Consider the following 26,731-nt stretch of genomic DNA (forward strand, 5'->3'; position numbering starts at 1 on the left):
GTATACCTTCTGGGTATGGCAAGCTGACGGGGTGGAGTTACGCCATCTCAGATATTTCGTGGCAGTCGTCGAAGAACGCTCGATCTCCCGCGCCGCCGACCGCCTTGTCATGTCCCAGCCGGCGCTCACCCGCCAGATCAAAGAACTCGAACGCGAATGCGGTATCAACCTGCTCGACCGCGTACCGCGCGGCGTGGAACCGACCCCCGCCGGCACGGCGCTCTACCAGCACGCCGCCCATCTACTCGGCCTGGCGGCCGCCACCCGCGACGTCGCCCGCTCGGCCTCCGCTGCCCGCGAACTGATCTCCATCGGCCTGCCCCCGGGTCTTCCGGCTGACTGGCTCACCGGCCTGATCCATGCGTTCCGCGACGAAACACCCGATATCCGAATAGTTTTCAGCGATGCGAACAGCAGCGCCCAACTGCGGTCTGTTCAGGAAGGCCGGCTGGATATCGGCCTCGTCCACCAGAACCCACCGTCGAACCTGCACTCGGCCGAATTGTTCGAAAAACCCTTCGGCCTCGCGGTCCGGCCGAATCATCCCCTGGCCGAACGGGAAACCTGCCCGCTGGCCGAACTCGACAACCTCCGCGTGCTGGCCCATGCCCGCGAGCAAATCCCCGCCGAACACGACCGCCTGATCTCGGTCGCCTACGAGGCTGGTATCGCACCGATCTGGCAGTTCGCGTCGTTCGTCGAAAACGCGCTGGCCTGCGCGGAGGTCACCGGGTCCCATGCGGTGCTGCTCAGCGAGGCCAGCGCGCACCGGCTCCTCCCGGGCTGGCCGTGGATCGAACTGGTCGAACCGGCCTTCCCCATGCGCACCTGGTTGGTGCGGCCCGAACGGACCCGCGCCGCGGTCGAAGCCGGCGCCGAATTGATCGCCCGATACGCACGAACCGTGTCGGCGAACAGCGCGGGCGCGATCGGCTGAACCGCGACCGGTCCCGGAAATCGGTATCGCGAGGCGGAAGTCGGTAACTTTCGCCTGCGCCGAAGGCGGCCGTGCCGGCATTACGCCCGGACGCTGATGTTCTCCAATTCCGCAACGTCCTCGTCACTGAGCGCGATACCGGCACCGGTGACGTTTTCCCGCAGGTGGGTCACGGACGAGGTCCCCGGGATCAGCAAGATATTCGGCGACCGCTGCAGCAACCATGCCAGCGCGACGGACATCGGCGTGGCCTCCGCCCGTTTCGCCACGGCCGAAAGCGCCTCGGACTGAAGCGGACTGAATCCGCCGAGCGGGAAAAACGGTACGTAGGCGATGCTCTCGGCGGCGAGCCGGTCGATGAGCTCATCGTCGTGCCGGTAGGCGAGGTTGTACATGTTCTGCACGCAGACGATCGGCGCGATCGCCTGGGCTTCGACGACCTGTTCCGCCGTCACATTACTGACCCCGAGATGCCGGATCAGGCCCTGCCGCCGCAGTTCGGCGAGCGTTTCGAACGCCTCGGACAGTGAGCCCGGCTGCGGTCCGGTGGCGTCACCGAGGCGCAGATTGACCAGGTCCAGCGTATCGACCCCGAGAGCTTCGAGGTTCTCGTCGATCGCGCGGCGCAGCTGGTCCGGCCGGCGCGCCGGCGGCCAGCCGCCCTGCTCGTCCCGGGTCGCCCCGACCTTCGTGGCCACGTGCAGCGATTCGGGATACGGGTGCAGCGCTTCGCGGATGAGAGTGTTGGTGACGCGCGGACCGTACGCGTCCGCGGTATCGATATGCGTGATGCCGAGGTCGACGGCGGCGCGGAGGACGGCGAGGGCACCGTCGCGATCGGCGGGCGGGCCCATCACTCCGGGTCCGGCGAGCTGCATGGCGCCGTAGCCGAACCGCGTAACCGTCGCATCACCCAGGGTCCAAGTGCCGCCGGGAAGGGAAGTCGTGTTCACCGTGTGCCTTTCGGGGGATCGGGAAAGCGCCTCACGGCTCGGGCAGATTCCGTTTCGGCGCTCCGATGAAATGGTGCGGGCGGTGGGATGGCACTGTCCAAGACCGGTCCGATCCGGCCTGATACCGCACCGGTATCAGGGGTCATACTGGTGGTGTGGACGGACTCGAAACTCGTGAATTGCGCTATTTCGTCGCGGTGGCCGAAGAGCTGCATTTCGGCCGCGCCGCCGAGCGCTTGACGATGGCGCAACCGCCGCTGTCCCGCGCCATCCAGCAACTGGAACGTCGCCTGGGAGTCCTTCTCCTGGAACGGGATCGCCGCGGAGTCGCGCTCACCCCCGCCGGCGAGACCATGCTGACGGAGGCCCGGAACGCACTCGATGCCGTCGATGCCGCTGTCCGCCGCACCCGCCGCGCCGCTGCCGCGCAACCGGCCCTCGTGCTCACCACGAAAGCAGGCGCGTCCCACGAGCTGCTGAAACAACTCCTCGACGCCTATGCCGCCCGCCCCGGCGCTGTCGACATCGATGTCTTGCTGTGCGAGATCGGTGAGCAGGGCCAGTTCCTCCGCGACGGCCGCGCGGATGTGGCCATCATGCATGCCCCATTCGACGTGATGACGGGCCTCGACAGCGCCGAAATCCTCACCGAAGGCCAGGTTGCCATCGTGCCGGCGGCACATCCGCTCGCCCGGCGCTCCAGCTTGACGATGGCCGAGGTCAGCGATGTCCCCGACCTGCCCATCGCCCGCTGGCCCCGCCACGACTACACCTACCCACCCGGTCCCGGCCCCGAGGTCCGCAGTCAATCCCAGCTCGCCCAACTCGTCGCACTCGGCCGCACACTCCTGGTCATCCCCGCATCCAGCCGCGCCTGGCAGTGGCCGGAACACGTCGCGGTGCCGGTCCTCGACGCCCCCCTGGCCACCACCCTCCTCGCCTGGCCCGCGGGTACCCGCTCCGAGACACTGGCCGGACTCGTGGAAACAGCTCAACAGTTGAATCTCGGCGGTGCCGGCGGCCCGGTTGCCATCGCAGATCACGAATTCGCCGGTTAGAACACACCCTTGTCGCGGTTCCCGATATGCACAGTGATCACAGCCGCTGTAACTCGCCGCGACGGAACCGAGTTCGCGTTCCACACGACGTAGGGGAGGGCCAGCGAAGGGCAGCCGATCGAAGCCGGCTCGAGGAACGGAATTCGACTGTCCCGCCTGAGCTCTTGATCGGCTGGGCGGCTATTTGACCGGACTTCTACACATCCGCGGCGCGGATCGTCCGGTGGCGCTCGAGGTTTGTCATCCGGTGACACTCAGCGTGAGGCCCAAGACATCGGCGACCTCGGCTACGGTCGCGCCGGTTCCTGGCTCGATATCGCGGATCGTGCGCGTCGATGTCCCGGCGAGCTCGGCCAGTTGCTCTTGGGTGAGCCGGTACCGGCGGCGGGCTGCGCGAATCTCGGCACCGATACGCTGCACGCTATCCATCCAAGCTCTCCTCATCGGCAGGATGCTGCCGAATCCTGTTTCGCGAAGTAGCGATGCTGGGGCATCGGAGCCGGATCGGTTCCCGTTCGAATTACTGGACTACCGGTGTCGGGAGGTTTGTGGTGACCGCTGTTCGGGCGATCCGGGGGATGATGTGTGGCGCGGGGATTGCGCTGCTGGTCGCGGGGTGCGGGACCGATAGTGAGGGCACGGCGACGCCGGTGACCACGACCACCGGGTTGCCGATCGCGGCGGAGGCGCCGTCATCCTTCGATCCGTGCACCGATATTCCGCCGGAGATTCTGGCGTCGGAGAGCTTGGTGCCGGATGGTCTCGACTCCAACGTGGACGGCGGCCAGGGAATTAAATGGCGTGGATGCGGTTACGTGGCACCGGACAGTTACGCGGTGGGGATCACCACTACGAATCTGACCTTGCCGGTGGTGCGGGACAACGACCGGTTCGTGGTGCGGCATGAGTACACGGTCGATGGCCGGGCGGCAATGGCCGTGGACGCGGCGGACGATCCCGACGTGCGGGCGTCTTGCACGTTCTATGTGGAAATGGCAGGGGGGAGCCTGGAGTTGTCGATGGACAATCCGGCGTCCAACGATAAGACCGGGCATCTGGATACGTGTGGCTTGGCGCTGGGCTTGGCGGAGAAAGTGGCCCCATTGATCCCGGATGCGTGAGCGCCGGATTCGGTGGTATGGAATGGGTTGGAATAACGGAGGGAGTGGGCTGTGAGCGAGGATTTGCCGCCGCGTCCGCTGGAGGATTTGCTGACGGAGGCGCGAGAGGGCCGGCTATCGGTGAATCTGGGTGCTGGATCACCTGAGGCGATCCGGGTGAACGCTGAAGAGTTCGTCTCTATGGAGCGGGACTGTGAGAGGTTCAAGCTTCTTATCCGTGCGCTTCAGCGAACTGCGCAGGAGATCTGGAAACGCGAGCGGTGGGACCTCGGCGAGAACAGCGAGGGCCTTACCTCCGCGGATGTCATGGTGAATCGCTTCCGGACCAAGGCGCAGAATTCGGGTGACGGCAACGATGTTCATGCGATCTTGGAGCAGCATTACCAAATCGTCGAGGATATTCAAGAGATGCACCGCGTGATCGCGCAGCGGTACACGCACCGGATTTCGCGGCCGGTTTCGCCGAGTGGATCGACCGTGCGATGCGCCGCCTCCGTGAGGATGAGCCGGACACCTGGTAGCAGGCGTGACTGCCGCACCCGCGTCGAGGGCAGTGCCGCGTCCGAAATGTCGAGGTCCGGGGGAGCCCGTAACCGTTCCGCCCTCATCGGGGACAACGCCACCTCCCAGGGGAATTCGCTGCGTGCGGCGAGCCATACCGCACCTCGATTCTCGATGCCTCGGCGAGCCGGTGCCGATCTGTGTGGGTCGCTACGCAGGCCACGGCTTCGGGTGGGGTGAGTGGCGGCGCCGGGTCGTCGAGGGACGGGGTAGGCCCACAGGATTGGGTTGGGAGTGCGGTCATTCATCGAGGTAGCGTGCGATTTCGGTGAGGGAGCTTGCCGTGTGCAGATATTCGCCGTCGGCGGCGTCCAGCAGCGCCCAACCGGCCGGCGTGTGTGGTTCGCGGATGAGTTGGTATCCGGAGTTCCGGGCTCGTTCCGCGAGCACATCGAAGGCCGCGGAGATTTCGGGACGACTCTGTTCAGCGGTCACTGTGCCGCCTTCGTCCGGGGGGGTTGCCACCGATGCAGGGCATCGGAGATTCGGGTGAGGGTTGCGATATCTGCCGGAGATTTCCATATGGGTCCGTCCGGAATGGATATTCCATAAGGAATCCGTTGCGGTAGTTTATCCGTCATTGCAGATCTTCCTTTGGATGAATTCGGTCAGTAGCCCAGGAATTCCTGATCGCCGGGGATCAGGCGGCGTTCTTCGACGAGCCGGGCCTTTGCCTGCCGTTTGAGTGGGCAAGCGATCAGCAGACAATCAATATGCGCTTGCATGACGAGATGTGCGTATGGCACGGTCATGACCGGTATGCGCCGGTGGTCGGTAACCGGCAATCCGAATATCATTGGTACCTCGCAGGGTCGGGGGACAGGCGTCGACGGGTAGAGCTCCGGGGGTCCTGTAATCGTCGTCGTGGAGCATTCCGCGGTGGAAGATTCCGTGGCGGAAGGGTTTCTTTCGTTTTTCGGCAGGATCAGTAGATCATCCGCTTCCGAAAATGTGGAGAGGATCGTAAGATTCGGTCGCACAATGGATTTGATCCGGCTGGATCGGTTATTCCACGCAGTTCGACTGTTCCATTCGACATGACATAACCCCGAGTAACGCTAACGAAAGGTGACGCCCTATGTCGATCGAACCGAACCCACCGACTCTGCCGCGCCGCGTCCTGGGCCGCCGCCTGCGTGAACTACGTGAGTTGGCTGGGCTGACGCGGGCAAAGGCGGCTCGCAGTTGCGAGATGGGCGCACAAACCCTGTGGCGCTTGGAGACCGGGCGTAACAGCGAGACCAAGAAGATGGTCATCAACGCGCTCTGCGACACATACGAAGCGAGCGTGGACGACCGCCGCGAACTTCTGTGGCTTGTCGACGAATCCCGGAAGGACGGGTGGTGGCACTCGATGGCCGACGCCGTCGTTCCTGAGGCGGAAATGTACCTCGGCCTCGAGCAGGCGGCGCGGGAGGTGTTCACCTGGCAGACCATGATTGTGCCGGGATTGCTTCAAACCCGGGCCTACCGAAGTGCGCTGTGGAAGATTGCGGAGCCGCTTGGAAGGTCGATCGATCTCGACAGTGAGCTCGCATTGCTCGAACGGCGTCAGAAGAGATTGCATGATGCCTCGGGCTTCGCCGTGGAGGTCGCCCTCAGTGAGTCCGTACTCCGTCAGCCCGTTGGTGACACCGAGTGCATGGCAGGTCAGCTGGGCCATCTTGCCGAGATGTGTGCGCTGCCGAATATTTCGTTGCGAGTCGTGCCGTTCGGGGCTCCAGGCCACCTCGGATTGGCGGCGAAGCACTTCATCTACTTGGTCTTCCCTGACCACATGAATCCGGTGTTGACCGAACCGCCCGTAGTGTACGTCGAGGGATTCACGGGGGCGTTGTACCTGGACAAGCCGAGCGAGATCGATCAGTATCAGGCGGCTCGCGGGTCCATTCTGCAAGTAGCATTGGACGAGGGAGAAACACAGCGCCTCATAGAGGCGACGGCGAGGGAGTACCGGGCATGAGCATCGACCTATCCGAAGCAGTGTGGTTCAAGAGCACCCGTAGCGCCAGTGGCAACGAATGTGTCGAGGTCGCCCACCTGCGCGGCGGAATGGTGGGTGTGCGGGATTCGAAGAACCCCACCGGCCCTGCCTTGGTGTTCGGTCCTGCCACGTGGGATTCGTTCACAGCCGCTGTCGATGGTGGCGGGTTCGAGCCGACCTCCTGAGAGACAACGAACCCAACGAGAAGGCCCCGCCCCCGGGAATGAGATGAGCCCGGGGGCGGGGTTTGTCGTATTTGTGAGCCCGGTTGTCTGCGTCGGTACTGATTCGGTGTTGCTGGAGCCGCACGGTCGTTCGATCTGGCCTGCAAGGGCCCTTCGGTCTGCAACGTCACTGTGACCGTGGCCGGTCGATTACCGTCCGAGCGGGTTCGGTCGGATCGCCGGCCGCGGTCATTCCGGCGAGCTGGGCTCGTACCCCGTCCGCGCGTAGCCAGCCGTAGCCGGCATCGGCGAGGCGGTGCATGAGCCCGTCGAATTCCAGGTTTGTCCACTGCCGGTTCTGCCGGCGCAGGAAGACTTCGAGATACGGTGTGGCGCCGTAGTTCCAGTCGGCGGCGTCCGGTGCTTCGAGGTCCCAGTCGAGTTCCCAGAGTCGCAGGGTCTCGTTCTGGCCGGTCAGGACGAACCGGCCGTCCGGCGTGGTGGCGAGACAGCTCACGGCCTGTTCGTGGCCGTCGAGGGCGGCGATATGCCTGCCGCGCCGGAGATCCAGGATCACCGGATGCGACTGGTATCCGCCGGCGATCGCAAAGCGGCCGTCGGCTGTCATTCGGACGGTGTGCAGCCCGCGCGGTGGCTTGGGCACGGTCCGCACCGCCTCGCCGGTTGCGCATTCCCACAGCGTGAAGGCTCCGCTTTCCCCGAGCTGGTCCCCGCAGAGAACGAATCGGCCGTCGGCGGACACATCGATCGCGCGGGGAAAGTACATGCTTCCTCCATGCAGGTTCTGGCTGACTCGCTCACTGGCCAGGTCCCACAACCTCAGCTGTCGATGATCTGCGGTCGCTCCGAGCCGGCCGTCCGCGCCGAGGCAGGCGTCGACCGGGACGCCGCCGGGTCTTCTCCGGAATTCCCGGGTGAGGGTGCCGGTTTCCAGGTCCCGGAACTGGGTTCCGTCGCTGTCGTCGAAGATCACGGCCTGTTTTCCGTCGGCACTGAACCGCACCGGCACCGAGTTGGCGAGCAGGGCCCGTTTGCTCACCCGCCAGATATGCCGGCACGCACCCGTGCTCACCTCCCAGCAGCGAGCCGTGCCATCCCTGCTCGAGGACAGGATCCACCGGGCGTCGGCGCTGAGCCGCACATCCTCCACCATTCCCTGGTGGCCTTGAAGGGTTCGCAGGCACCGGCCGGTGGTGGTGTCCCAGAGCTCGACCGCCCCGTCTCGGCCACCGGAGACGGCGATCCGGCCGTCACCGGACAGATCGGCGGCCAGTACCTCCCTATCGGCCGACCAGCTGCGCGGCGACCACACCGCCCGCAGTTCCGTGCGCACCGCCCGGCGGCCCAGCGCCCACCAGGCCGACAGGACCCGCGGGGACCGCTCGTAGCCGGGTATCGCGCGGGCCTGCCGGAGGTGATCGAGCGCGGCCCGGAAATGTTCCTCCGCCACCGCCCGTTCCGCTTCGGCGATCAGGGCGTCGACCTTTCTGCCCCGCCGGTTGAGTTCGGTATCGCGGCGTGGGCGGCTCAGCATGGGCGCGCCCAGGTACTCGCCAGGTAGGTCCCACCGGCGGACCGTCCCGTCCTGGCCGGCGGAGAGCGCGAACCCGGCGTCGGCGTCCACGTGCACCGTGCCGGTGCCACCGCTGTGGCCGGGGAACGTGCGCAGGCAGCGGCCGCGGTCCAGATCCCACAACCGGATACCGTCGTCTCCGCCGGATACCAGCCACCGCGACGCGGCGTCGAAGGACAGGGTGACCACACTGTGCGACAAGATGTTCGGTGTGCGCCGCGCCCGCAGGGTGTGCAGGCAGCGGCCGTCGCCGAGGTCCCAGACGCGGACGGTTCCGTGAAAGTCGCCGGTGGCGGCGAGTAGACCGTCGGGGCTGAAACACAGCGCGGTCACCGTCGCTTCGTGTCCGGACAGTTCCGCTCGGCAGGTGTCGTCGGTCAGATCCCACAACCGGACGACGCGCCGGCCGGCATCCGCGCTACTGTTACCGCCCACCAGCTCGTTCAGCAGCTGGACGCGGTCGCCGCGATCGTGGCGGTCGATCCGGCCCACGGTCAGCGCCCGGCGGCCGTCGTCGCTCACCTCGACCAACCGGCTGCTCACGGTGTCGGCGAGCGTCCGCGCCCCGCCCGTGCGCACATCCCACACCCGGAATGCGCCGTCCAAGCCGGCGTAGAGCGCGAATCGCCCGTCGGGAGTGAGCCGGACCGTTTTCTGCTGGACGCGCAGGGCCGCTTCACCCAAACCGTCGGTCCCGTCCCAGGACGGCGGGCGGGGACTCGTGTACAGGCGCTGTGCATTGCGCGGTGCGGGCTGGGAGGCGTCCCAGAACCAGACGGATTCGTCCTCGCAGACGGAGACAGCGCACTGCCCGTCGGGCGTGAGGCCGACCGCCTGTACGGGCCGGCGGTGTCCGCCGGTGAAACTGGTGAGGCGCCCGGTGTCCAGGTCGTGGACCCGGACCGTGCCGTCGATCTCCCCGGCCGCGAGGTACCGGCCGTCGGGAGTCAGGGCGAGCGGCACACGGGCCGGACGCTTCCCGAGCAGGTCACGGGTCCCCGGACTCGGCGGCTGCGGTGTCCGCCATTCGCGGGTGCAGCGGGCATTGATCAAGGTCCCGGAGCGAATCGCGTGCACGGCAGCGCGGACCTCCGGTTCATCGGGCCGATCCCGGGCGAGTTCGTCGAGTAACTGTGCGGCCGCGGCGAGGTCGCCGCGTTCGAGGTGGATCTGCGCCAGAGCGGTGCGTGCCTCCCAGTCCGCGCCGCTGTCGTCGCGCACGGCAGCTATCTCGGCGAGGAATGCCTCGTCGGTGAAGGCGCCGCTGCGCCAGCGGAGGAGCCCGGCGTTGTATCGGACGCGGGCATTGCGCGGATCGGCGGCTCGCGCGCGATCGAAGTCCAGCTCGGCCTCCTCCGGCCGGCCGAGGTCGAGGAGCGAGATCGCCCGGTTGTTGAACTCGTCCGCCAGCAGATCGGCGGGCGCGGGCGTGCTACGCGGATACTCATGGCCGGTGACAGCCCGGTAGATATCGGCCAGTGCGGCAGCCACCTCGGCTACCGAGCCCGGCCTGCCTGCGGGGGTGGGGCTCAGGCAGCGGGCCAGCAGGTCGGCCAGCGCCGGCGGGAGCTGGGCTTCACCCGGCGTCTCGCCGAGGTGGTAGGCGGTGAGCGCGGCACCCGCGGCGGCACCGGCGGTCCAGGTCGCCCCACCCAGGCACATTTCGAGGACGGTGACCGCGAGACTGTAGATATCGGTCCGCCGGCCCACCTGGTCGCCTGCCGATTGTTCCGGAGACGCGTAGCGCAGGGTCATCCCACCGGCGCCGGGCAGCCGGGAACCGGCAACAGACCACCCGTCCGGATCGGTGGTCGCGACCCGATCGCGGGCCCGGGCCAGACCGAAGTCGGTGATCTTCGCGAGGACCGATCCGTTGTTCTCCGGGTCCAGCAAGATGTTGGCGGGCTTGATATCCCGGTGCACCAAGTCGTGGCTGTGCGCGTAGTCGAGTCCCCAGGCGGTCTGGATCGCGATATCCAGGATCCGGGTCAGCACCTGGGCGCGGTTACCTCGGTACAGCCGGCGGTCGCCGATCCAGTCGGCGAGGCTGCCGCCGGCGACGTATTCGGCGAACACCCGGGGCAGTCCGTCGATGACACGCACGTAGTGGCAGTTGCACACATGGGGATGGAGCCCCAGCGATACCCACGTCTGTGCTTCGGCGACGAACCGCTGCTGGTCCACGGTGGTGCGGAAGAGGTCCGGCAGCGGAGTTTTCACCGCGAGATCGATATCCCAGGTCAGATGCCGTACCCGGTAGACGAGTCCCATGCCGCCCTGATCGTGGATGCGAATGACCCTGTACAAACCGGCCACCACCGCGCCGGCCTTCCATGCGGTACCGGTTGCCGGAGTCGGTGGATTCGCCGAATCCGGGGAGGTCTGCCGCATCGTCGCGGCGGTCGGCGGGTCCGCGGCTGTCGTGCCCGGCGGCGCCGTCGACGAGTTGGGCATGGACTCGGGCGACCCCGGCGAGGGGGTTTCTCTGTTCAGCACCGCGCAATCCCTTCTACCGACCGGACGATCGCACGGTATCGAGGAATCGGCGGGACCGGTCCCGGGTGGGTCGTCACTACTCAGGACCGGTAGTGCGTAGTGACGACGTACCGCTTACCGATCGCCGGCGGGTAGAGGGTCATCCGAGACTCCGGACGGCCCGTTACGGGTGGGCACGCAGGGCCGCGATGAGCCATTCCGCGCCCGGGACCATCGGTGGACGAGCGGGCCGGCCGTTGATGATCGCCAGCAGCGACCAGTACCGCTCGACCCGGCCGTCGGTGAATGTGGCCATCCGGTCGGCCAGAGCGATGCGGTCGATGCCGTCCGGAACAGCTCGGGTGAGGATATCGGCCGCTGCCGCCGAGTCCGGTGCGATACCGGCCTCGAGGGCGGCGGTGCCGGCGGCCATATCGATCTCCGGGGCGGCCTGGGCGTCCTCGGCGCGGGCGCCGGTGACCGCCATCTCCCGGCAGCGATCCCGGAAGCCCTGGTCGCGGACCAGTTCCGCCAGTTCGATCCAGGCGTCGACCTGTTCGGGCGACGGATCGTCGGGCAGGGTGGCGGGCATCGACCGCATACCGTCGGCGATATGGGCGCCGGGGGCGTCCGGTTCGATTCCCGCGAAGGCCTCGTCGACGAAATCGTCGATGATCCGCTGCCGTTCGGCGGCGGACAGGGTGGCGAGTTCGTGCATGATTCTCAACTCCTCGGTCGTGCTGTTGCGGTGCGCGACCGACCGCAATACCGCTCGCCGCACCCGCAGCGCGCGGATCTCGACGTCCAATGCCCGCGCATGCGCGGCGGCCACGGCCGCCAAGCTGGTTTGCCGGTCCACCACCGCGCGGACGGTGGCCAGATCGATATCCAGTTCGCGCAGGGTGTGCACGAGATCGAGCCGGGCGGCGGCTTCGGTGTCGTACAGCCGGTACCCGGCGGCGCTGCGGGTGGTGGGCGGCACCAGACCCGCATCCGACCAGAACCGGATGGTCCTGGCGTCGAGTCCGGTGCGCTGCGCCAGCTGCCCGATGGTGAACAGGGTGTCGCGGTCGGTCACGAGTACAGCCTGAACCTTCCAGCGGGTGGAAGGTCAAGCCGAATTCCGGCATGTCCGCACATCAGCCGCCGCGGGCCATGTCGCCACTCGGCCACCTTCGGCGTGTGGTCGATCCCGCCGCTCGGGTAAACCGGGCGGCGGGATCGACCGTTTCAGGCGGTCGGGTCCCAGAGTCCGTCGGCAGCGCCGCGGGCGAGGTGCTCGGCGTAGACCCCGACCTTCCAGGCGATGATCGAGCGGCAATCCTCCAGCGCCCGGATCTGTGCCTCGACGCGCTGCTGGTGGGCGTCGAGGAGGCGCAGCCGTTCGGCCTCGTTGCCCGGGCCGTGCCGCACCAGTTCGGCGAACCGTCCGAGATCGGCCAGGGGCATCCCGGATTCGCGGAGCTTGACGCAGATCAGCAGCCAGTCGACATCGGCGACGGTGTACCGCCGCCGGCCACCCGAGGTGCGCTCGACCGGCCCGACCAGCAGGCCCTCGCGTTCGTAGAAGCGCAGTGCGTGCACGCTGAGCCCGGTCCGCTCGGCCACCTCGCCGATGCCGAGTGGCTCCGCACGTAATTCCGGAGTCGCCATACCTTCAGCCTAGGACTTGATCTAGACCTCACTCTAGTTTCTAGGGTCGCCTGCATGCCCCTCACCGAACAGCAGCCGCTCGGCTCACCTTTCTCTGCCGTCAGCACCGCCCAGGATGTGCTCGCCGATATCGACCTCTCGGGTGCCACAGCCCTGGTGACAGGCGGCTATTCCGGGCTCGGGCTGGAAACAGCCCGGAGCCTGGCGGCGGCCGGTGTCCGGGTCATCGTCCCGGCCCGCCGACCCTCGGAAGCCCGCGCCGCGCTCGCGGATGTGGACGGTTGCGAGGTGATCCCCATGGATCTGGCCGACCTCGGCAGTGTGCGCACCGCGGCCGCCCAGATCAGCGGCTCCTTGGACAGGATCGACCTGCTCATGGCACTCGCGGGCGTGATGGCCACACCCGAAAAACGGGTGGGGCCGGGCTGGGAAGGTCAGCTCGCCGTGAACCATTTCGGCCACTTCGCGCTCGTCGGTGAGCTCTATCCGCTCCTGGCCGCCGCGGGCGGTGCGCGCGTAGTGGTCAACAGCTCCGCGGGTCACACCCTGACCGATATCCGCTGGCACGACCCGCACTTCCGCACCGGCTACGACAAATGGCTCGCCTACGGCCAGGCCAAGACCGCCAACGCGCTGTTCGCCGTGCAGCTCGACACGCTCGGGCGGAACGACGGGGTCAGGGCGTTCGCGCTGCACCCGGGGAAGATCATCACCGGCCTGCAGCGGGAGATGTCTCGGCAGGAGCAGATCGACCGCGGGTGGATCGATGAGCACGGCACGGTGATCGGCGCCGATTTCAAGACACCGACCCAAGGTGCCGCCACCGGGTTGTGGGCCGCCACGTCCGCGCTCCTCGCCGACCGCGGTGGGCTCTACCTCGAGGACTGCGAGGTCGCGCGGATCTCCGACCCCGGCGCGCCGATGGATGACGGCGGCGTTCGCGCCTACGCCGTCGATTCCGGTCCGGCCGCGCGGCTGTGGGAACTATCCGTCGCAGCGACCGGGGCGACTCCGATCACGCGAGGAACCAGCGGTAGGTAAGTGGGTCGCGGCGACCGTGACCCCATCCCGTCACGGGTACAACGCTCGGCGCCGGATAATCCGGCCGCCGTGGCGACACCCGGTGGTAATCCCTTCTACCTGCGGTTTCGTGTGCCGCGGTCACGTTTTGTGCGCGGCCTACGTCAGTGCAGCAGAACACGCTCCGCGGCGGCGGACGGAGCCGGAAGCTCCCGCCGCGCGGGCTGTTCGACTGCTACCGAAGGGAACAGAACCATGAATGAAATCGAAGTACACGGCACCGTCGCCGACGGATACGAACAGGTGCGCGCCGAGTTCGCCGCCGTCGTCGCGGAGGAGGGCGGGGAATCCGGTGCGCAGCTGGCCGCGTTCGTGCGCGGCCGGCAGGTGGTGGATCTGTGGGCGGGTGACGAGGTCACCGGCACCACGCTGACCGGGCTGCACTCGACGTCCAAGGGAGCCGCCGGCCTGGTGATCGCGCTGCTGATCCAGGACGGTGTGCTCGATATCGACCGGCCGGTGGCGCACTATTGGCCGCGATTCGCCGCGGCGGGCAAGGAGCACATCACGGTGCGCGATGTGCTCGTGCACCGGTCCGGAATCGTCGGTGCCGACGGAGGTTTCACCATCGGCGAGCTGGCGGACGAGCAGATCATCGCCGAACGGCTGGTGGGGCAGCGGCCGTGGTTCGCGCCCGGCACCGTGCACGGCTACGGCGGGTTCGTCACCTACGCCATCGTCGGTCAGGTCGTGCGGGCGGTCACCGGGAGAACCATCCAGCAACTGTTCGAGCAGCGTATCCGCGCACCGTATGGGCTGGACGTGTACCTCGGCCTCCCCGAAGAACTCGATCACCGGTACCTGCCGATCCTGCCGTGGCGGGCGAGCCCGGAGAGGGAAGCGGACTTCGCCGCGAACTCGCCCAACCCGTACAGCGTGGCGGGGATCTCCTACAACCTCAACGCACGCGGTTTCACCGCCGCCGACGTCATGGCGCTGCCCAACGATACGAAACTGCGGCGACTCGGACAGGGCTCGGCGGGCGGCGTCGGCAGTGCGCGGGGGCTGGCGGCGATGTACGCGGCGGCCGTCACCGGTGTCGGCGGCCGGGAGCCGCTGCTGTCCCTGGACACCCTCGCCACCGTGTCCGCGGTCCATTCCGGCGGTGCGGATCTGGTGCGGGGTGACCGCGCGCCCTACGCACTGGGTTTCGAGGCCAAGAGCCTGCTGTATCCCTTCCTCGGCGCAAATGCCTTCGGGCACACCGGTTCCGCGGGATCGGACGGCTTCGCCGATCCGCACAGCGGTCTCACCTACGGCTACACCCGCCGCCGCGCCGCCTTCGCCTTCAACGCACCCGAGAACGCGCGGCTGGCGGCTGCCCTGCACCGCGCCGCGACCGGCACCGAAATCGCCTCCGCTGCCTGATCTCTCACCCCCGACCGACACCTCAGGAGTACAACCATGTCCGCTCGCACCACCGCGATGATCCGTTCCCGCGGCCTGAAACTCGCGCGCTGGGTTCCCGTGGCCGCCGTCCTCGCCGAAACCGCGGTCGGCGCGTACTGGGATCTCGCCCGGATCTCCTACGTCCGCGACTCGTTCGACCACCTCGGCTACCCCATGTACTTCGCCACCGTGCTCGGTGTCGCCAAGACCGCCGCGCTCGCCGCGATCCTGACCCCCGGTCACCCACGGACCAAGGAATGGGCGTATGCCGGGCTCGTCTTCGTCTACGGCGGCGCCGCGACCTCCCATCTGGCCGCCGGCGACGGCCCCGACAAATGGGCGATGCCGCTGGCCTTCGCCGCCTGCACCTTTGCCGCCCGCGCCTGGCTGCCGCAGGGCGACCCCACCACGCCCGGCCTGCGTGCTCTCGGTGGTTCTCTCCGCCGGCCGCAGGCCGCCTGAGCCCACCGATTCACCACACACAAGAGAAGGAAACAACGTCATGAACGCCAACACCACCACCACACAGGAGCGCACCGGCTCCCGGCTGCCCAACCCGCAGCAGCTCGTTCCGGAACTGGGCGAGGTCGGCGCGGCACTGTTCAAAGCCGCCGGCAACGGGGCGATCCCGCGGACCACGATCGGCCTGGTCCAGCTGCGGGCCGGGCAGATCGTCGGCAGCACCTACCTGGCTGTCCTGCACACGGGCAACCTGCGCACCGCGGGAGAATCCGAGGAACGTATCGCCGCGGTCGCGACCTGGCGCGACGCCCCGTACTTCAACACGGCGGAACGCACTGCCCTCGCCCTGGTCGAGGCCGTCCTGCAACCGGCCGCACACGGCGAGCGGGTGCCCGACGAGCTCTACACCCGGGCGGCCGAGCACTACGACGACAAGGCTCTGGCCACGCTCGCGATGGCGATCGGCCAGGTGAACTTCTTCGTCCCGCTGGCACTCATCGGCAAGCCGCTGCCGGGTCTTCCGCCGGCCGAGCAGTGGAGCCCCGTACCGGCCTGACCGGTCGAAGGGAACCACCGGTCACCAGGGGCCGGGGCAGCTACTGCCCCGGCCCCTGGGCGCGTGCGGGTGAATACGGACGTCCCCGACGGCCCGGCCGAACCGCCTCCGGGCTCCTCGATGCGATGCTCACCCGTTGTGCTCTGCGCGCCGAGGGAGCCATCGCGCGGCTATCGCCGGTGCGGGGTGACCGACATGCTGAGCGTCACGCTCGTAGCCTCGAAGTATGGAATCGAGCGACGGAACCGGCGAGATCGGGCGATTCGCGTCTCCGGGGCGCGCCGTGAACATCCCGGAGGCGGCGGGGCTGCCGATCGACGGCGCCGGGACCAGCGGACAGCGATGACCGGGCGACGATTCACCGGGTTCATCGGGCCGGTTCTGGTCGCCGGTGTGCTGGCCGCGTGCACGCCCGGCCCGGGCACCGATCCGGCGGGCCCCACGCCGGCCGAAACCCCGGCCGGGGCCGTCACCACCATCACCACCGACCTCGCCGCACCCTGGTCGGTCGCCTTTCACGGGCAAACACCGCTGGTGAGCGAGCGGGATTCGGGCCGCATTCTCGAACTCGATACCGCGGGGACTCCGCGCGAGGCCGGTGTGATCGCGGGCGTCGCAGCGTCGGGCGAGGGCGGCCTGCTGGGTATCGCCGTGCGCGACGGCAGCCTCTACGCCTATTACACGGCCGGCAGCGAGAACCGCATCGAGCGATTCCGGCTCACCGGGGAGCCCGGCAGTCTCGGCCTCGGGGCCAGGGAAACGCTGCTGGCCGGAATCCCCGCCGCCAGATTCCACAACGGCGGCCGGATCGCCTTCGGCCCCGACGGGATGCTGTACGCCACCGTCGGCGATGCGGGGGACCGCGGCAGTGCGCAGGACCGCAATGCGCCCACCGGCAAGATCCTGCGGATGACCCCGGACGGGCGGGCACCCGGCGACAACCCGTTCCCCGGCTCGCGGGTCTACAGCTACGGCCACCGCAATCCCCAGGGCCTCGCATGGTCCCCGGACGGCATCCTGTACGCGAGCGAGTTCGGGCAGGACACCTGGGACGAACTCAATGTGATCGAACCCGGCGGCAATTACGGCTGGCCGGAAGTGGAAGGTATCGCCGGCCGTGCGGGCTTCATCGACCCTGTGCAGCAGTGGCGTCCCGACGACGCGAGCCCCAGCGGAATGACCGTGCGGAACGGGACCATCTACCTCGCGAATCTGCGCGGCGAGCGTCTGCGAAAGATTCCGCTCGACAACTCGGCCACCTCGACCGAGCAGTTGGTCGGCGAGTACGGGCGCCTGCGCGACGTCACCGTCACCCCGGACGGCTCGCTGTGGGTCCTGACGAACAACACCGACGGCCGCGGCAACCCCGCCCCCGGCGACGACCGCATCCTGCGCCTGGACATCGACAATTGATCCCGCACCGCACAGCACGATCGCGACAGTGATCGGCTCCGGTTGGACATTGTCCGGCCGTGCCCGATCGAAGATGGCTGACATGCGTCCGATCTCGAACAGGTTGTCGAGCCGGCGCCCGCTGCTGTGCACGGTTCGGCCGAGGTTACGGGACCGGGGAGTACTCCTGTTCGGGGCGGCCCGCCTGACCGTAGCGGAGGCGCATGCGGAGGGTGCCGGTGCCGACGAGGGCGGTGAGGTGGCGTTGGGCGGTGGGGCGGGAAACGCCGATGGTGTCGGCGACCTCGCCGGCCGACATCGGCTGTGGAGAATTCAGGATCGCTTCCAGGACAAGGTCTTTCGTAGGGGAGGTGACCGGTGTGGCTGGGCTGGGGACGGGAGCGGGTCGGAGGGCCGCCAGGGCGGCTTCGACGCGGGCGTGGTCGACGCCGGGGTCCGCCAGGAGCCGGCGGTAGCGGGCGTAGCCGGCCAGCCGGGAACTCAGGGCGGCCGGTGGGAAGGGTTTGACGAAATAGCCGAGCGACCCGGCGGCGAGGGCCGCGCGGACTGTTTCTCCTTCGGAGTCGGCGGTGAGAACCATGGTGTCGCAGCGCATTTCGCGGACGAGATCGATTCCGTTGCCGTCCGGAAGATAGACGTCGACCAGTGCGAGATCGACGGCGAGGTCGCGGTGGTGGGCGCGTGCGGCGTCCACGGTGCCGACCGTCGCCGCGACCGTGAAACCGGGGACCGAGGCCGCGATCTCGGCGTGCAGGTCGGCGATGCGGAAATCGTCCTCGACGATCAGCACGCGCAGCGGTTCGCTACTCATAGCTCGTTCCTCACCCTCAAGACCCCGGGGATGCGGGCGACGAATTCGGCTCCGCGCAGGACCGCGGTACCGCCGCCCGGACTGGACAGCAGGACATCGCCGCCGCGGGCCCGGGCGAGCTGGCGGATCAGGGCCAGGCCGACGCCGCGCCCGCCGGGGATCGTGGCCCCGTCGCGGGTGGAGATTCCCTCGGTGAAAATACTGTCGACGAGTTCCGGTGCGATCCCGGGACCACTGTCGGCGACCGTTATGTACAGCGCCGAATCCTCTTGCACCAGTTCCGCTTCCACCCGTTTAACGGGGCTGTCGGCGACGGCGTCGAGCGCGTTGTCGAGGAGATTCCCCAGCACTGTGGTGACGTCGACGGGGTCGATGAGGTCACCGTCGACCGTGGTGTGCGGCCCGAGTACCAGTTCGGCACCGCGCTCGCGGGCGTGGGCGGCCTTGGCCGCGACGAAGGCCTGCAGGTACGGGTCCCTGATGGCATCGATACCGGGTGCCGCGGCCCCCAGCGGGCCCGACCCGAGGACGCCGTCGATACGGCGGGTCGCTTCGCTGACCCGGCCCCGGTGCAGCAGTCCGCTGAGCAGGTGCAGCGTATTCGCGAATTCGTGCCGCTGGGCGCGCAGCACCGTGCTCATGGACTGCACCGCATCGAGCTGGCGGGCCAGGGATTCCACATCGGTGCGGTCGTGCACCACCAGGACCGCGCCCAGATCGCGGCCGTCGTGGCGGACCGGGCGGGCGGCGACCACCACGACCCGGTCCCCCACAGTGGCCACGGTCGGGCGGGATTCGAGGGTGCCGAACAGGTCCAGCACCCGTGGTGTCAGGCCGACTTCGGTGATCGGGCGGCCGGGGTCCGGGTCGATCCCGAGCAGCCGGGCGGCCTCTTCGTTGACGAAGGTGATGCGCCGGTCGGAATCGACGGCGACGACGCCCTCACCGATACCGTGCAGGATGGCGGCCTGACCGCGGACGAGTTCGGCCAGCTCGGCGGGTTCCAGGCCCAGGGTGAGACCGCGCCAGCGGCGCGCGAGCAGTACCGCGCCGAGGATGCCCAGCAGCAGCCCGGCACCGACGACCGGGACCGCGTTGCTCAGTTCCCCGACGCGGGTGGGGGTGGGTATCCGGACCTCCACGGTGCCGGTGAACCGGTCGGTTCCGGTCGCGTGGATCGGTGCCCGGGCCCACGCGGCGCCGTGGTCGGTGCCGTATTCCTCGGCGGGGGTTGCGGCATCGGCCGGACTCTCCCCGGGGGCGATCCGGCCGGCGGGCAGGTCCGTGCTCGCCAGCACGACGCCGCGGTCATCGGTGACGCGGAGAGACTGTGCGCCCGTCCGCTGTTGTGCAGCGATCACGGTCTGCTCCAACAGCGCAGTGCCCGGATCCTCGCCGATCTGTCCCAGCTCCGGCAGCGGTATCGCCGCGACCCGGGTGACCTGCGCCCGGACTCCCGGTGCGGCGGCCAGGACCTGGGCGGTGGCCAGCGCCTGCTGTCCGTAGCTGTTGCGCAGCCGGATATCGCTGCGGAAAGCCCAGATCGCGACGGCGACGACAAAGGCCAGTGCGAGAACCAGAACCTGCAACAGCAGGACCTGCGTTCGTAACCGGATTGTCCGGAATCGTGCTCTGACCACCCCGTGCACGATACTGCGCTCCGATTCCGGTGCACGCAATGCACATAATTTTCTATTCTTTTGTTTCGCAAAGTGCGCACGAAAACTTGTGATGTGACCGCGGCCACGGAATTCTCTTTCCGTCAAATGTGCAGAGAAATATCGGTGTGCTGCGCCGAGTGTTTTTCGAGTGAACAGGTGGTGTCGACGATGACGGACGGTAGCGGCATGGGGACAGGCGCGGCCGAACCGGATCCCGGCGCGGACCGGAAATTTTCGCGGCGCGGAGTTTTCGGTTTCGGGGCGGCCGCGCTCGCGGTCACCGCGGTCGGCGCGACGGTGACCGGTTGTGATTCCGCCGGGACCGATGACGGCGCTTTCGCCGAGGTGGCCGAGCCCAGCGGCCATATCGTCGACCAGAACAGGCAGGCGGCTGCCACGCTGCCGATGTCGGACACCGCGGATTTCGCCGACGCCGACCGGGGCTTCATCGGGGCGTTGCAACCGGGGGTGGTGCGCGGGAACGACGACAAGGTCGTCTGGGACAACGATTCCTATGACTTCCTGCGGGAACCCTGCCCGCCTTCGGTGCATCCGAGTCTGTGGCGGCAGTCCCAGCTCGTGACCCGGCAGGGTCTCTACGAGGTGGTGCCCGGGATCTATCAGGTGCGCGGCCTGGATCTGTCCAATATGACGCTGGTGGAGGGCCGGGCCGGGGTCGTGGTGATCGACCCGCTCATCTCCCGGGAAACGGCGGCCGCCGCGCTGGCCCTGTACCGGGAACACCGCGGTGATCGCCCTGTCACCGGGTTGATCTACACACACGCCCATGTAGACCACTTCGGTGGTGCGCTGGGGGTGACGACGCCGGAGGAGGTCCGGGCGGGCCGCTGCCCGGTGCTGGCACCGGCCGGGTTCCTCGAGCACGCGGTCTCCGAGAACGTCTACGCGGGCCCGGCGATGAGCCGCCGTGCCGGATATATGTACGGCGCGGCGCTGCCCCGCGGACCCCGGGGGCAGGTCAGTTCGGGTCTGGGGCAGACCACCTCGACCGGCACCATCGGCCTGATCCCGCCGACCCTCGACATCACCCGGACCGGGCAGGAGGAGACCGTCGACGGCGTACGGATCGTCTTCCAGCTGACCCCGGGCACCGAGGCGCCGGCGGAGATGAACTTCTTCTTCCCCGACCACCGCGCGCTGTGCATGGCCGAGAACGCCTGCCACACCATGCACAATGTGCTCACCCTGCGTGGCGCGCAGGTCCGCGACCCACGGATGTGGTCGGTGTACCTCACCGAGGCGATCAACCTGTTCGGCCGTGATGCCGAGGTCGCGTTCGCCTCGCATCACTGGCCGACCTGGGGGTCGGATCGGATTGTCGAATATCTCGCCCTGCAGCGTGATCTGTACGCCTACCTGCACGATCAGACGCTGCGGTTGATCAACCAGGGGTATGTCGGCAGCGAGATCGCGGAAATGCTGGAACTGCCGCCGGCGCTGCGGGAGGCGTGGCACAGCCGCGGCTACTACGGGTCGCTGAGCCATAATGTGAAGGGCATCTACCAGCGCTATATGGGCTGGTTCGACGGTAATCCCGCACACCTGTGGGAGCATCCGCCGGTCGAATCGGCCACCCGGCACGTGGACGCCATGGGCGGCGCGGACGCCGCCCTGGACAAGGCGCGCGCGGCCTACCGCGACGGCGACTATCGCTGGGTGGTGCAGCTGGTGAACTACGTGATCTTCGCCGATCCGGCGAATACGGCGGCGAAACAACTCCAGGCCAGTGCGTTCGAGCAACTCGGCTACGGCGCGGAGAACGCCCCGTGGCGCAACTTCTACCTCTCCGGCGCGACCGAACTGCGCAACGGGTCGTTCGGCACACCGACCAGCTCGGACAACGCGGGGCTGAGCGCGGCGCTGACGGTCGAGATGATGTTCGACGCCCTCGCCGTCCGCGTCGACGGGCCGAAAGCGTGGGATCAGCGGATCGTCGTGGACTGGCGTATCCGCGACGAACGCCGTACGCACCGCACGGAACTGCGCAACGGTGTGCTGGTCCACTACGACCTGCCGCCCGGATACTCCGGCCCCGCACCCGACGCGTCGTTCGATCTCGCCCGGCCGACACTGCTGCGCGTGCTGCTCGGCGGCGGGGATTTCGCCGCCGCGGTCCGGTCCGGGGATATCCGCGTCACCGGCAATCCCGCGGTGCTCCAGCAGTTGAAGGAACTCCTGGCCATGCCGAACCGGGACTTCCCGATCGTCACTCCCTGACTCCGGCGATCCGCCCGCCCCCTCCGCCCGGCCGGGTAGAGGGGGCGGTCTGCGTCCTGCTCGACGGCGGGGTCCGCGCTGGGCCCCGCGGTCCGGTCGGTGTCGCACGGCGCCGTGCCGGGTCCCTGAACCCAAATCACGGCCGGCCACGTCGGGGCGGCCGGCCGGATTCGGGAAGTTCCCGCGCGATCAGTCCGGGGCGCCGACCACCGGCGGTTTCGCGGGCACCGGGGCAGACTCCGGCCATCGAGCGGCGATCACCGCACTGTCGTGGGCGTAAGGCCGGTACAGCGCCGCCGAGCACACACCGTTCACGGTGTTCAGCACCACCGTGATCAAGAGCAGCGTGGCCTGGAGGCCGATGGCGTCGCCGAGGAAACCGGCCAGCAGGGCGTACCCGGCGTAGGCCAGGGCCTCGACCGTCGATACCGAGACCGCGAACGCCAGCCCCCGCAGCGGCGGCGGAACCACCGCCATGATCAGCGGCCGGTTGGTGACCGGAACCTGCCCCTGCAGGAAACCCAGCACCGTGAACAGCAGCACGTAGATCGCCGTGTGCTGCCAGACCGGCCCGATGGCGGCCAACGCGACAGCGGCGAAGGCGAGTTGAACAACCTGCAGCATGGCGACCCGGCCGGTACGCGGCCGATGCCGATGCCACAGATCGTTGACCCGGCCGCCGGTGAACGTGCCGGCCATATAGCCGAGGGCGAACGGCAGCACGATCGCCGCGGCGGTGGCGGTGCTGAGCCCGCGGTCGGTGACCATGAAGGTCGCCGCGAAACTCATGATGATGTTCTGCCCGGAGAACACCCGCTGGACCAGGAGGTATCGGTAGGTCCGGATCGCGAGGAGTTCACGCAGCCCGCCGCGTAGATTCCGGGCCTTGTCCTCGATCCGGTCGAGGGACGGTACTTCGACGTCGTGGCGTGAGCGCGACACCGGATCGTCGAGGCACATCAGGATCAGCACACCCAGCACCAGGGTGATCCCGCCGGAGAGATAGAAACCGTAGCGCCAGCCGTCGGCGGATCCGGAGAGCAACCCGAAGACAGGGCCGGAGATCCCGGTGATCAGCGCGACGCCGCCGTACAGTGCGCCGGTCGCCCGGCCGCGATGACTGTCGGGGTAGATATCGCTCAGGATGGCCAGCGCGATCGGTCCCGCCCCGGCGAAACCCGCGGCGGCGATCCCGTACAGGACCACGAACTGGCCGAAACTCGCCGACATCCCCGCGGCGATCGACCACACACCCCAGAAGCCCGCGCAGATCGCCAGGACGGTCCGCCGGGAGTAGCGGTTGGCGAGCATCATCCAGGGCACGCCCGCGAACACGCCGACCGCCTTCCCGACGGCCACGATCGTGCCGAGGGCGGAGTTGGACAGCCCGAGCGCCTCCCGCATCAGCGGGAACAGCACCGAGGTCACATTGGCCTCCGCATTGTCCATCGCGGAGGAGCCGGTGAGCAGGGCGAGGTTCTTGCCCCGCCGGGCCCGGTGGCCGGGCAGGACTGAATCAGAGGAGTGCGTCATTGCAGGTCCTTGTCGATGAATCCGCGCGTCAGCCGGCGGAGAGAGCGGCGCCGATCTGGGCGAACAGCAGTACCAGCGGCGGGGGTGGTACGGCCGGCGACAGGATGTGCGCGCCGTAGTGGACGATCACCAGTTCCTGGCCGGGGGAGACGTAGAGCCGCTGGCCGTGGATACCGCTGGCCATATACGAGCCGTCCTCGAGGATCCACCAGAAATCGTGGTAGCCGAGCCGGGGCGGGGTGTCGGCGGGATCGCGCGGCAACCGGACCTTCCGCGTGGGCCCCTCCGGTACCGCGGTGATCGAGCGCGCGACCGCGGCCGGGATCACCTGCCGCCCCGCCACCGTGCCCTCGCAGCGCAGCATTTCGCCCACCCGGGCGCCGTCGAGCGCGGTGGCGGCGAAACCGCCGCAGGCCATTTCGGCTCCGGCGGAATCCACGACGAAATAGGCGTCCTCGGCCGCGCCGATCCGCGACCAGACGAGCTCGCCGAGCAGATCGGCGGTCGTGACCCCGGTGACCCGGCGCAACACCTCGGCGACCACCTCGGTATTGACATTGTCGTACCGGAATTCGGCGTCGAACGGCCCGGTCGCGCGGCTGGTGGCGAGATGATCGAGGATGGTGGTGGGTCCGGTGTAGCCGGCCGGACGCAGTCCAGGGGAGACCACGGCCCAGAAGCGATGCGCCTCGAGCACGCGGTCATAGGGCCGGCCACCGAAATTCACGTGGGTGGTCATATGGAGCAGCTGCTGCAGGGTGGCGGCCCCGAGCCCGGTGCCGGCCAGTTCCGGGACGTAGGTCGCGGCGGGCTCGTCCCGCCGGATGAGCCCCTGATCCGCGACGAGGGCGGCGAGCAGGCCGATATACGACTTGGTCAGCGAGGCATTCAGATGCGGTTCGTGCGGCAGGTATCCGTGCAGGTACTGCTCGTGCACCACGCGGCCGCGGTGTACGACCACCAGCGCGTCGGTATCGGATTCGGCCAGGGCCCGGCTCAGCGGTACCGTCCGGTCCCAGGTCCAGCGGATCGGCAGCTCGGCGAGATCGGCAGGCGCAGTGGGCAGCTGCCACGGGGAGCCCGTTCCCCGCCAGACCCGGCGGGTGGGGCTCATCTCACGGATAGTGGTGGCGTGCTGGCGGACGTGGGCGGGGTCGAGGAACCCGCGCGTCCAGGTCATATCCCGGGGGTCGACGGTTCGGGTCATCGGATTCTCCTGTTCGGGCCGGGGAGCGGGGGACCGGCTCAGGCGGGTGGCGGCAGCGCACCGCAGGCGGTGAGGCAGATACCGGCGCAGACCGCGGCGGCCGCCGATACCGGAATCGGCCGAGGGTCGGCCGGGTCGCGGAGGTAGCGGTGGCGGCGCAGGCGGGCGGTCGCGGCGAGCGACCCCAGGACGACCAGCGCGGCACCCAACCCGGCAAGAGTCGTCGGCGACGGGGAGACCACGGCGGACCGGATGAGTAGAACGAACACCACGGTGGCGGCCAGCAGGGTGCGTCGCCAGGCCAGTGCCGTGCGTTCGGGCTGAAGTCCGGGTGGCGTGGTCACAGCGCGAGCAACGCCACCGAGAGCAGTGCTGCCACACAGACTCCGGCGACGGTGACGGTGACCAGGGGCGGCCGGGGCAGCGGGGCATCTCGGCGCATGGCCTGCTGCACCCGCCGCCACTGCCGGAACGCACCGACCGCGATCAGGCAGGCCAGGACCGCGCACACCGCGCCGATCACCTGATGCGCCACCGGACCGGACCCGGCCGAATACAGCTGACCCACCACGATCCCGCCGGCCACCAGGCCGAGGGCGGTGCGGATCCAGGCCAGGAAGGTGCGCTCGTTGGCGAGCGTGAACCGGTAGTCCGGTTCCCGCTCTGTCACGATATCCGTGGCTGTGGTCATGAGAGCAGGAGCTCGCGGGCGATACCGTTGCGCTGGATCTCCGACGACCCGGTGAGGATCCGGAACATCCGCAGTTTCTGGAAGAGTCCTTCCACCTCGCCACCGCGCACTACCCCGGCCTTACCGTGGATCTGCACCGCGTGATCGGCGATCGTGAAGGCTTTCTCCGCGACGAAGAGTTTGCACAGGAACGCCTCGGTCCGCGGCCGGGCGCCGGTATCCAGCGCGGCGAGGGCGTCGTAGGTCATCGACCGGGCGGCGTAGTAGTCGGCGGCCATATCGGCGAGCCGGTGCTGGATGGACTGCAGCATTCCCAGCGGGGCACCGTTGACCTGCCGGGTCTTGGCGTAGTCGATCGAGAGTTGCAGGGCGCGGCGGGCGCCGCCGATCGCGGTGGGGCAGTGCAGCAGCCGGTTGACGGTGACCCGTCCCAGCCCGATCCGCAACCCCTGGCCGATCTCGCCCAGCAGCTGTTCGGGCCCGACATAGCAGTCGTCGAGCACGATATCGGCCTCGATATGCTCCCCCGACATCGGCGTCTGCCCCTCGGCGACCGTGCAACCCGGCGCGTCCAGGTCGACCAGGAACGCCGAATAGCTCTCGGCCGGTGCACCGTCCGCGTCCGTCATCCGGGCGACGAGAATGGAGAAATCGGCGAACGGGCCGGCGCTGGAGAAGACTTTATGGCCGGTCAATCGCCAGCCGTCGCCGTCGGGTGTGGCGGTGGTCAGCATTCCGCGTACATCCGAACCGGCGTCGTTCTCGGTCAGCGAGAAACAGCAGGCGCGTTCGCCGCGCAGCACCGGCAGCAGATATTTCTCCAGCTGATACGGGGTCGCGTAATCGAATATGGCGCCGACCCGCAAGGGTCCGCCCATATCGCCGAGGACCGAACTCGAGAAAAGCCGGGGCGAGGCGCCGATTTCCTCTTTGAGCGCGGCGAGTTCGGTATAGGTGAGTCCCTGTCCACCGTATTCGGCCGGCAGGTGGATCCCGTAGAACCCGAGTTCCCGGCTGCGCCGCCACACCGGCTCCAAAATTTCACGGCTGTAACGAGATTCGCGCGTAAAACCGAGGCCGGCTTCGTATTCGGCGAGTTCACCGTCGAGATACTCGCGCAGCCGCCCGACGAGATCGGCCAGCCGCGGGTTGTCGGCGTAGTCCGGAGTGAGGGTGAAAGTCATCGGGGT

The 26,731-nt window shown here is 68.3% G+C and carries 27 protein-coding genes; 13 read left to right on the plus strand and 14 right to left on the minus strand.

The features are described 5' to 3' along the window. The first annotated feature begins 31 nt into the window (after positions 1 to 31). Positions 32 to 937, plus strand: coding sequence for a LysR family transcriptional regulator (locus ACIA75_RS31580; RefSeq protein WP_397110604.1), 906 nt, complete (start codon positions 32 to 34; stop codon positions 935 to 937). An 80-nt stretch (positions 938 to 1,017) separates the two neighbouring features. On the opposite strand, the gene ACIA75_RS31585 is transcribed toward ACIA75_RS31580, so the two are convergent. Continuing rightward, a complete protein-coding gene (locus ACIA75_RS31585; RefSeq protein WP_397110606.1) occupies positions 1,018 to 1,890 on the minus strand; it encodes an aldo/keto reductase family oxidoreductase in 873 nt (290 codons plus the stop codon). A 155-nt stretch (positions 1,891 to 2,045) separates the two neighbouring features. Between ACIA75_RS31585 and ACIA75_RS31590 the strand changes: the two genes are divergently transcribed. After that, a complete protein-coding gene (locus ACIA75_RS31590) occupies positions 2,046 to 2,948 on the plus strand; it encodes a LysR family transcriptional regulator (protein ID WP_397110608.1) in 903 nt (300 codons plus the stop codon). A 240-nt stretch (positions 2,949 to 3,188) separates the two neighbouring features. Here the strand turns inward: ACIA75_RS31590 and ACIA75_RS31595 are convergent, their stop codons facing one another. Continuing rightward, positions 3,189 to 3,377, minus strand: a complete 189-nt coding sequence (locus ACIA75_RS31595; RefSeq protein ID WP_397110610.1) for a helix-turn-helix domain-containing protein — start codon at positions 3,375 to 3,377, stop codon at positions 3,189 to 3,191. Between the two features lie 122 nt (positions 3,378 to 3,499). Between ACIA75_RS31595 and ACIA75_RS31600 the strand changes: the two genes are divergently transcribed. Next, a complete protein-coding gene (locus ACIA75_RS31600) occupies positions 3,500 to 4,069 on the plus strand; it encodes a DUF3558 domain-containing protein (protein ID WP_397110612.1) in 570 nt (189 codons plus the stop codon). A 51-nt stretch (positions 4,070 to 4,120) separates the two neighbouring features. Then, positions 4,121 to 4,810 carry a hypothetical protein gene (locus tag ACIA75_RS31605; RefSeq protein WP_397110614.1) on the plus strand — a complete coding sequence of 230 codons (690 nt, stop codon included), beginning with the start codon at positions 4,121 to 4,123 and terminating at the stop codon, positions 4,808 to 4,810. Between the two features lie 60 nt (positions 4,811 to 4,870). On the opposite strand, the gene ACIA75_RS31610 is transcribed toward ACIA75_RS31605, so the two are convergent. Both ACIA75_RS31610 and ACIA75_RS31615 read right to left on the minus strand, forming a co-directional pair. Next, the gene (locus tag ACIA75_RS31610) at positions 4,871 to 5,065 is read right to left on the minus strand and encodes a hypothetical protein (RefSeq protein ID WP_397110616.1); all 195 of its coding nucleotides are present in this window, start codon (positions 5,063 to 5,065) and stop codon (positions 4,871 to 4,873) included. Between the two features lie 173 nt (positions 5,066 to 5,238). Beyond that, complete coding sequence (locus ACIA75_RS31615) at positions 5,239 to 5,382, minus strand: hypothetical protein (protein WP_397110618.1); 144 nt, start codon at positions 5,380 to 5,382, stop codon at positions 5,239 to 5,241. 326 nt (positions 5,383 to 5,708) lie between these two features. Here ACIA75_RS31615 and ACIA75_RS31620 point away from each other — a divergent pair, with 326 nt between their 5' ends. Both ACIA75_RS31620 and ACIA75_RS31625 read left to right on the plus strand, forming a co-directional pair. After that, the gene (locus ACIA75_RS31620) at positions 5,709 to 6,593 is read left to right on the plus strand and encodes a helix-turn-helix domain-containing protein (RefSeq protein ID WP_397110620.1); all 885 of its coding nucleotides are present in this window, start codon (positions 5,709 to 5,711) and stop codon (positions 6,591 to 6,593) included. Beyond that, positions 6,590 to 6,799, plus strand: a complete 210-nt coding sequence (locus ACIA75_RS31625) for a DUF397 domain-containing protein (RefSeq protein ID WP_397110622.1) — start codon at positions 6,590 to 6,592, stop codon at positions 6,797 to 6,799. The genes ACIA75_RS31620 and ACIA75_RS31625 overlap by 4 nt, the downstream gene beginning before the upstream one ends. A 166-nt stretch (positions 6,800 to 6,965) precedes the next feature. Here ACIA75_RS31625 and ACIA75_RS31630 read toward each other — a convergent pair whose 3' ends face one another. Next, a complete protein-coding gene (locus tag ACIA75_RS31630; RefSeq protein WP_397110624.1) occupies positions 6,966 to 10,679 on the minus strand; it encodes a protein kinase in 3,714 nt (1,237 codons plus the stop codon). On the opposite strand from ACIA75_RS31630, the gene ACIA75_RS31635 reads away from it, so the two are divergent. Further along, the gene (locus ACIA75_RS31635; protein ID WP_397110626.1) at positions 10,666 to 10,968 is read left to right on the plus strand and encodes a hypothetical protein; all 303 of its coding nucleotides are present in this window, start codon (positions 10,666 to 10,668) and stop codon (positions 10,966 to 10,968) included. The genes ACIA75_RS31630 and ACIA75_RS31635 overlap by 14 nt on opposite strands. 63 nt (positions 10,969 to 11,031) lie before the next feature. Here the strand turns inward: ACIA75_RS31635 and ACIA75_RS31640 are convergent, their stop codons facing one another. Next, positions 11,032 to 11,925 carry a MerR family transcriptional regulator gene (locus ACIA75_RS31640; protein ID WP_397110628.1) on the minus strand — a complete coding sequence of 298 codons (894 nt, stop codon included), beginning with the start codon at positions 11,923 to 11,925 and terminating at the stop codon, positions 11,032 to 11,034. A gap of 152 nt (positions 11,926 to 12,077) precedes the next feature. Next, positions 12,078 to 12,500 (minus strand): MerR family transcriptional regulator, encoded by a 423-nt coding sequence (locus ACIA75_RS31645; protein WP_397110630.1) that lies wholly within the window; start codon positions 12,498 to 12,500, stop codon positions 12,078 to 12,080. Between the two features lie 54 nt (positions 12,501 to 12,554). Between ACIA75_RS31645 and ACIA75_RS31650 the strand changes: the two genes are divergently transcribed. The 5 genes from ACIA75_RS31650 to ACIA75_RS31670 all read left to right on the plus strand — a co-directional run bounded on the left by ACIA75_RS31650 (position 12,555) and on the right by ACIA75_RS31670 (position 17,400). Next, positions 12,555 to 13,541, plus strand: coding sequence for an SDR family NAD(P)-dependent oxidoreductase (locus ACIA75_RS31650; protein ID WP_397110632.1), 987 nt, complete (start codon positions 12,555 to 12,557; stop codon positions 13,539 to 13,541). Between the two features lie 234 nt (positions 13,542 to 13,775). Continuing rightward, positions 13,776 to 14,948, plus strand: coding sequence for a serine hydrolase domain-containing protein (locus tag ACIA75_RS31655; protein ID WP_397110634.1), 1,173 nt, complete (start codon positions 13,776 to 13,778; stop codon positions 14,946 to 14,948). 36 nt (positions 14,949 to 14,984) lie between these two features. Next, a complete protein-coding gene (locus tag ACIA75_RS31660) occupies positions 14,985 to 15,431 on the plus strand; it encodes a DoxX family protein (RefSeq protein WP_397110636.1) in 447 nt (148 codons plus the stop codon). 40 nt (positions 15,432 to 15,471) lie between these two features. Beyond that, on the plus strand, positions 15,472 to 15,987 hold the full coding sequence (locus tag ACIA75_RS31665) for a carboxymuconolactone decarboxylase family protein (RefSeq protein WP_397110638.1): 516 nt from the start codon (positions 15,472 to 15,474) through the stop codon (positions 15,985 to 15,987). A 342-nt stretch (positions 15,988 to 16,329) separates the two neighbouring features. Next, on the plus strand, positions 16,330 to 17,400 hold the full coding sequence (locus ACIA75_RS31670) for a PQQ-dependent sugar dehydrogenase (RefSeq protein WP_397110640.1): 1,071 nt from the start codon (positions 16,330 to 16,332) through the stop codon (positions 17,398 to 17,400). Positions 17,401 to 17,545: 145 nt separating this feature from the next. Here the strand turns inward: ACIA75_RS31670 and ACIA75_RS31675 are convergent, their stop codons facing one another. Further along, positions 17,546 to 18,211 carry a response regulator gene (locus ACIA75_RS31675; protein ID WP_397110642.1) on the minus strand — a complete coding sequence of 222 codons (666 nt, stop codon included), beginning with the start codon at positions 18,209 to 18,211 and terminating at the stop codon, positions 17,546 to 17,548. Beyond that, complete coding sequence (locus ACIA75_RS31680) at positions 18,208 to 19,851, minus strand: sensor histidine kinase (protein ID WP_397110644.1); 1,644 nt, start codon at positions 19,849 to 19,851, stop codon at positions 18,208 to 18,210. Before ACIA75_RS31680 ends, ACIA75_RS31675 begins: the two co-directional genes overlap by 4 nt. Positions 19,852 to 20,277: 426 nt before the next feature. On the opposite strand from ACIA75_RS31680, the gene ACIA75_RS31685 reads away from it, so the two are divergent. Then, complete coding sequence (locus ACIA75_RS31685; RefSeq protein WP_397111100.1) at positions 20,278 to 22,110, plus strand: alkyl/aryl-sulfatase; 1,833 nt, start codon at positions 20,278 to 20,280, stop codon at positions 22,108 to 22,110. Between the two features lie 189 nt (positions 22,111 to 22,299). Here ACIA75_RS31685 and ACIA75_RS31690 read toward each other — a convergent pair whose 3' ends face one another. From ACIA75_RS31690 to ACIA75_RS31710, 5 genes are read right to left on the minus strand one after another with little or no spacing between them, the layout of a single operon-like run. Continuing rightward, positions 22,300 to 23,643, minus strand: a complete 1,344-nt coding sequence (locus ACIA75_RS31690) for an MFS transporter (RefSeq protein WP_397110646.1) — start codon at positions 23,641 to 23,643, stop codon at positions 22,300 to 22,302. Between the two features lie 28 nt (positions 23,644 to 23,671). After that, positions 23,672 to 24,850, minus strand: coding sequence for a serine hydrolase domain-containing protein (locus tag ACIA75_RS31695; protein WP_397110647.1), 1,179 nt, complete (start codon positions 24,848 to 24,850; stop codon positions 23,672 to 23,674). A gap of 38 nt (positions 24,851 to 24,888) precedes the next feature. Continuing rightward, positions 24,889 to 25,194, minus strand: coding sequence for a DUF202 domain-containing protein (locus ACIA75_RS31700; protein ID WP_397110649.1), 306 nt, complete (start codon positions 25,192 to 25,194; stop codon positions 24,889 to 24,891). Further along, positions 25,191 to 25,541, minus strand: coding sequence for a YidH family protein (locus tag ACIA75_RS31705; RefSeq protein ID WP_397110651.1), 351 nt, complete (start codon positions 25,539 to 25,541; stop codon positions 25,191 to 25,193). Before ACIA75_RS31705 ends, ACIA75_RS31700 begins: the two co-directional genes overlap by 4 nt. After that, on the minus strand, positions 25,538 to 26,725 hold the full coding sequence (locus ACIA75_RS31710) for an acyl-CoA dehydrogenase family protein (RefSeq protein ID WP_397110653.1): 1,188 nt from the start codon (positions 26,723 to 26,725) through the stop codon (positions 25,538 to 25,540). The genes ACIA75_RS31705 and ACIA75_RS31710 overlap by 4 nt, the downstream gene beginning before the upstream one ends. Positions 26,726 to 26,731: the final 6 nt, after the last annotated feature.

It is taken from the genome of Nocardia sp. NPDC051750 (genome assembly GCF_044453135.1).
Lineage (GTDB): Bacteria > Actinomycetota > Actinomycetes > Mycobacteriales > Mycobacteriaceae > Nocardia.

What these genes read in the sequence shown, in the direction of transcription:
- ACIA75_RS31595 (WP_397110610.1), bottom strand. Translation starts at nt 3,377, where the DNA reads ATGGATAGCGTGCAGCGTATCGGTGCCGAGATTCGCGCAGCCCGCCGC.
- ACIA75_RS31615 (WP_397110618.1), bottom strand. Translation starts at nt 5,382, where the DNA reads ATGACCGTGCCATACGCACATCTCGTCATGCAAGCGCATATTGATTGT.
- ACIA75_RS31620 (WP_397110620.1), top strand. Translation starts at nt 5,709, where the DNA reads ATGTCGATCGAACCGAACCCACCGACTCTGCCGCGCCGCGTCCTGGGC.
- ACIA75_RS31625 (WP_397110622.1), top strand. Translation starts at nt 6,590, where the DNA reads ATGAGCATCGACCTATCCGAAGCAGTGTGGTTCAAGAGCACCCGTAGC.
- ACIA75_RS31635 (WP_397110626.1), top strand. Translation starts at nt 10,666, where the DNA reads ATGACCCTGTACAAACCGGCCACCACCGCGCCGGCCTTCCATGCGGTA.
- ACIA75_RS31645 (WP_397110630.1), bottom strand. Translation starts at nt 12,500, where the DNA reads ATGGCGACTCCGGAATTACGTGCGGAGCCACTCGGCATCGGCGAGGTG.
- ACIA75_RS31650 (WP_397110632.1), top strand. Translation starts at nt 12,555, where the DNA reads ATGCCCCTCACCGAACAGCAGCCGCTCGGCTCACCTTTCTCTGCCGTC.
- ACIA75_RS31655 (WP_397110634.1), top strand. Translation starts at nt 13,776, where the DNA reads ATGAATGAAATCGAAGTACACGGCACCGTCGCCGACGGATACGAACAG.
- ACIA75_RS31660 (WP_397110636.1), top strand. Translation starts at nt 14,985, where the DNA reads ATGTCCGCTCGCACCACCGCGATGATCCGTTCCCGCGGCCTGAAACTC.
- ACIA75_RS31665 (WP_397110638.1), top strand. Translation starts at nt 15,472, where the DNA reads ATGAACGCCAACACCACCACCACACAGGAGCGCACCGGCTCCCGGCTG.
- ACIA75_RS31670 (WP_397110640.1), top strand. Translation starts at nt 16,330, where the DNA reads ATGACCGGGCGACGATTCACCGGGTTCATCGGGCCGGTTCTGGTCGCC.
- ACIA75_RS31675 (WP_397110642.1), bottom strand. Translation starts at nt 18,211, where the DNA reads ATGAGTAGCGAACCGCTGCGCGTGCTGATCGTCGAGGACGATTTCCGC.
- ACIA75_RS31685 (WP_397111100.1), top strand. Translation starts at nt 20,278, where the DNA reads ATGTCGGACACCGCGGATTTCGCCGACGCCGACCGGGGCTTCATCGGG.
- ACIA75_RS31690 (WP_397110646.1), bottom strand. Translation starts at nt 23,643, where the DNA reads ATGACGCACTCCTCTGATTCAGTCCTGCCCGGCCACCGGGCCCGGCGG.
- ACIA75_RS31695 (WP_397110647.1), bottom strand. Translation starts at nt 24,850, where the DNA reads ATGACCCGAACCGTCGACCCCCGGGATATGACCTGGACGCGCGGGTTC.
- ACIA75_RS31705 (WP_397110651.1), bottom strand. Translation starts at nt 25,541, where the DNA reads ATGACCACAGCCACGGATATCGTGACAGAGCGGGAACCGGACTACCGG.
- ACIA75_RS31710 (WP_397110653.1), bottom strand. Translation starts at nt 26,725, where the DNA reads ATGACTTTCACCCTCACTCCGGACTACGCCGACAACCCGCGGCTGGCC.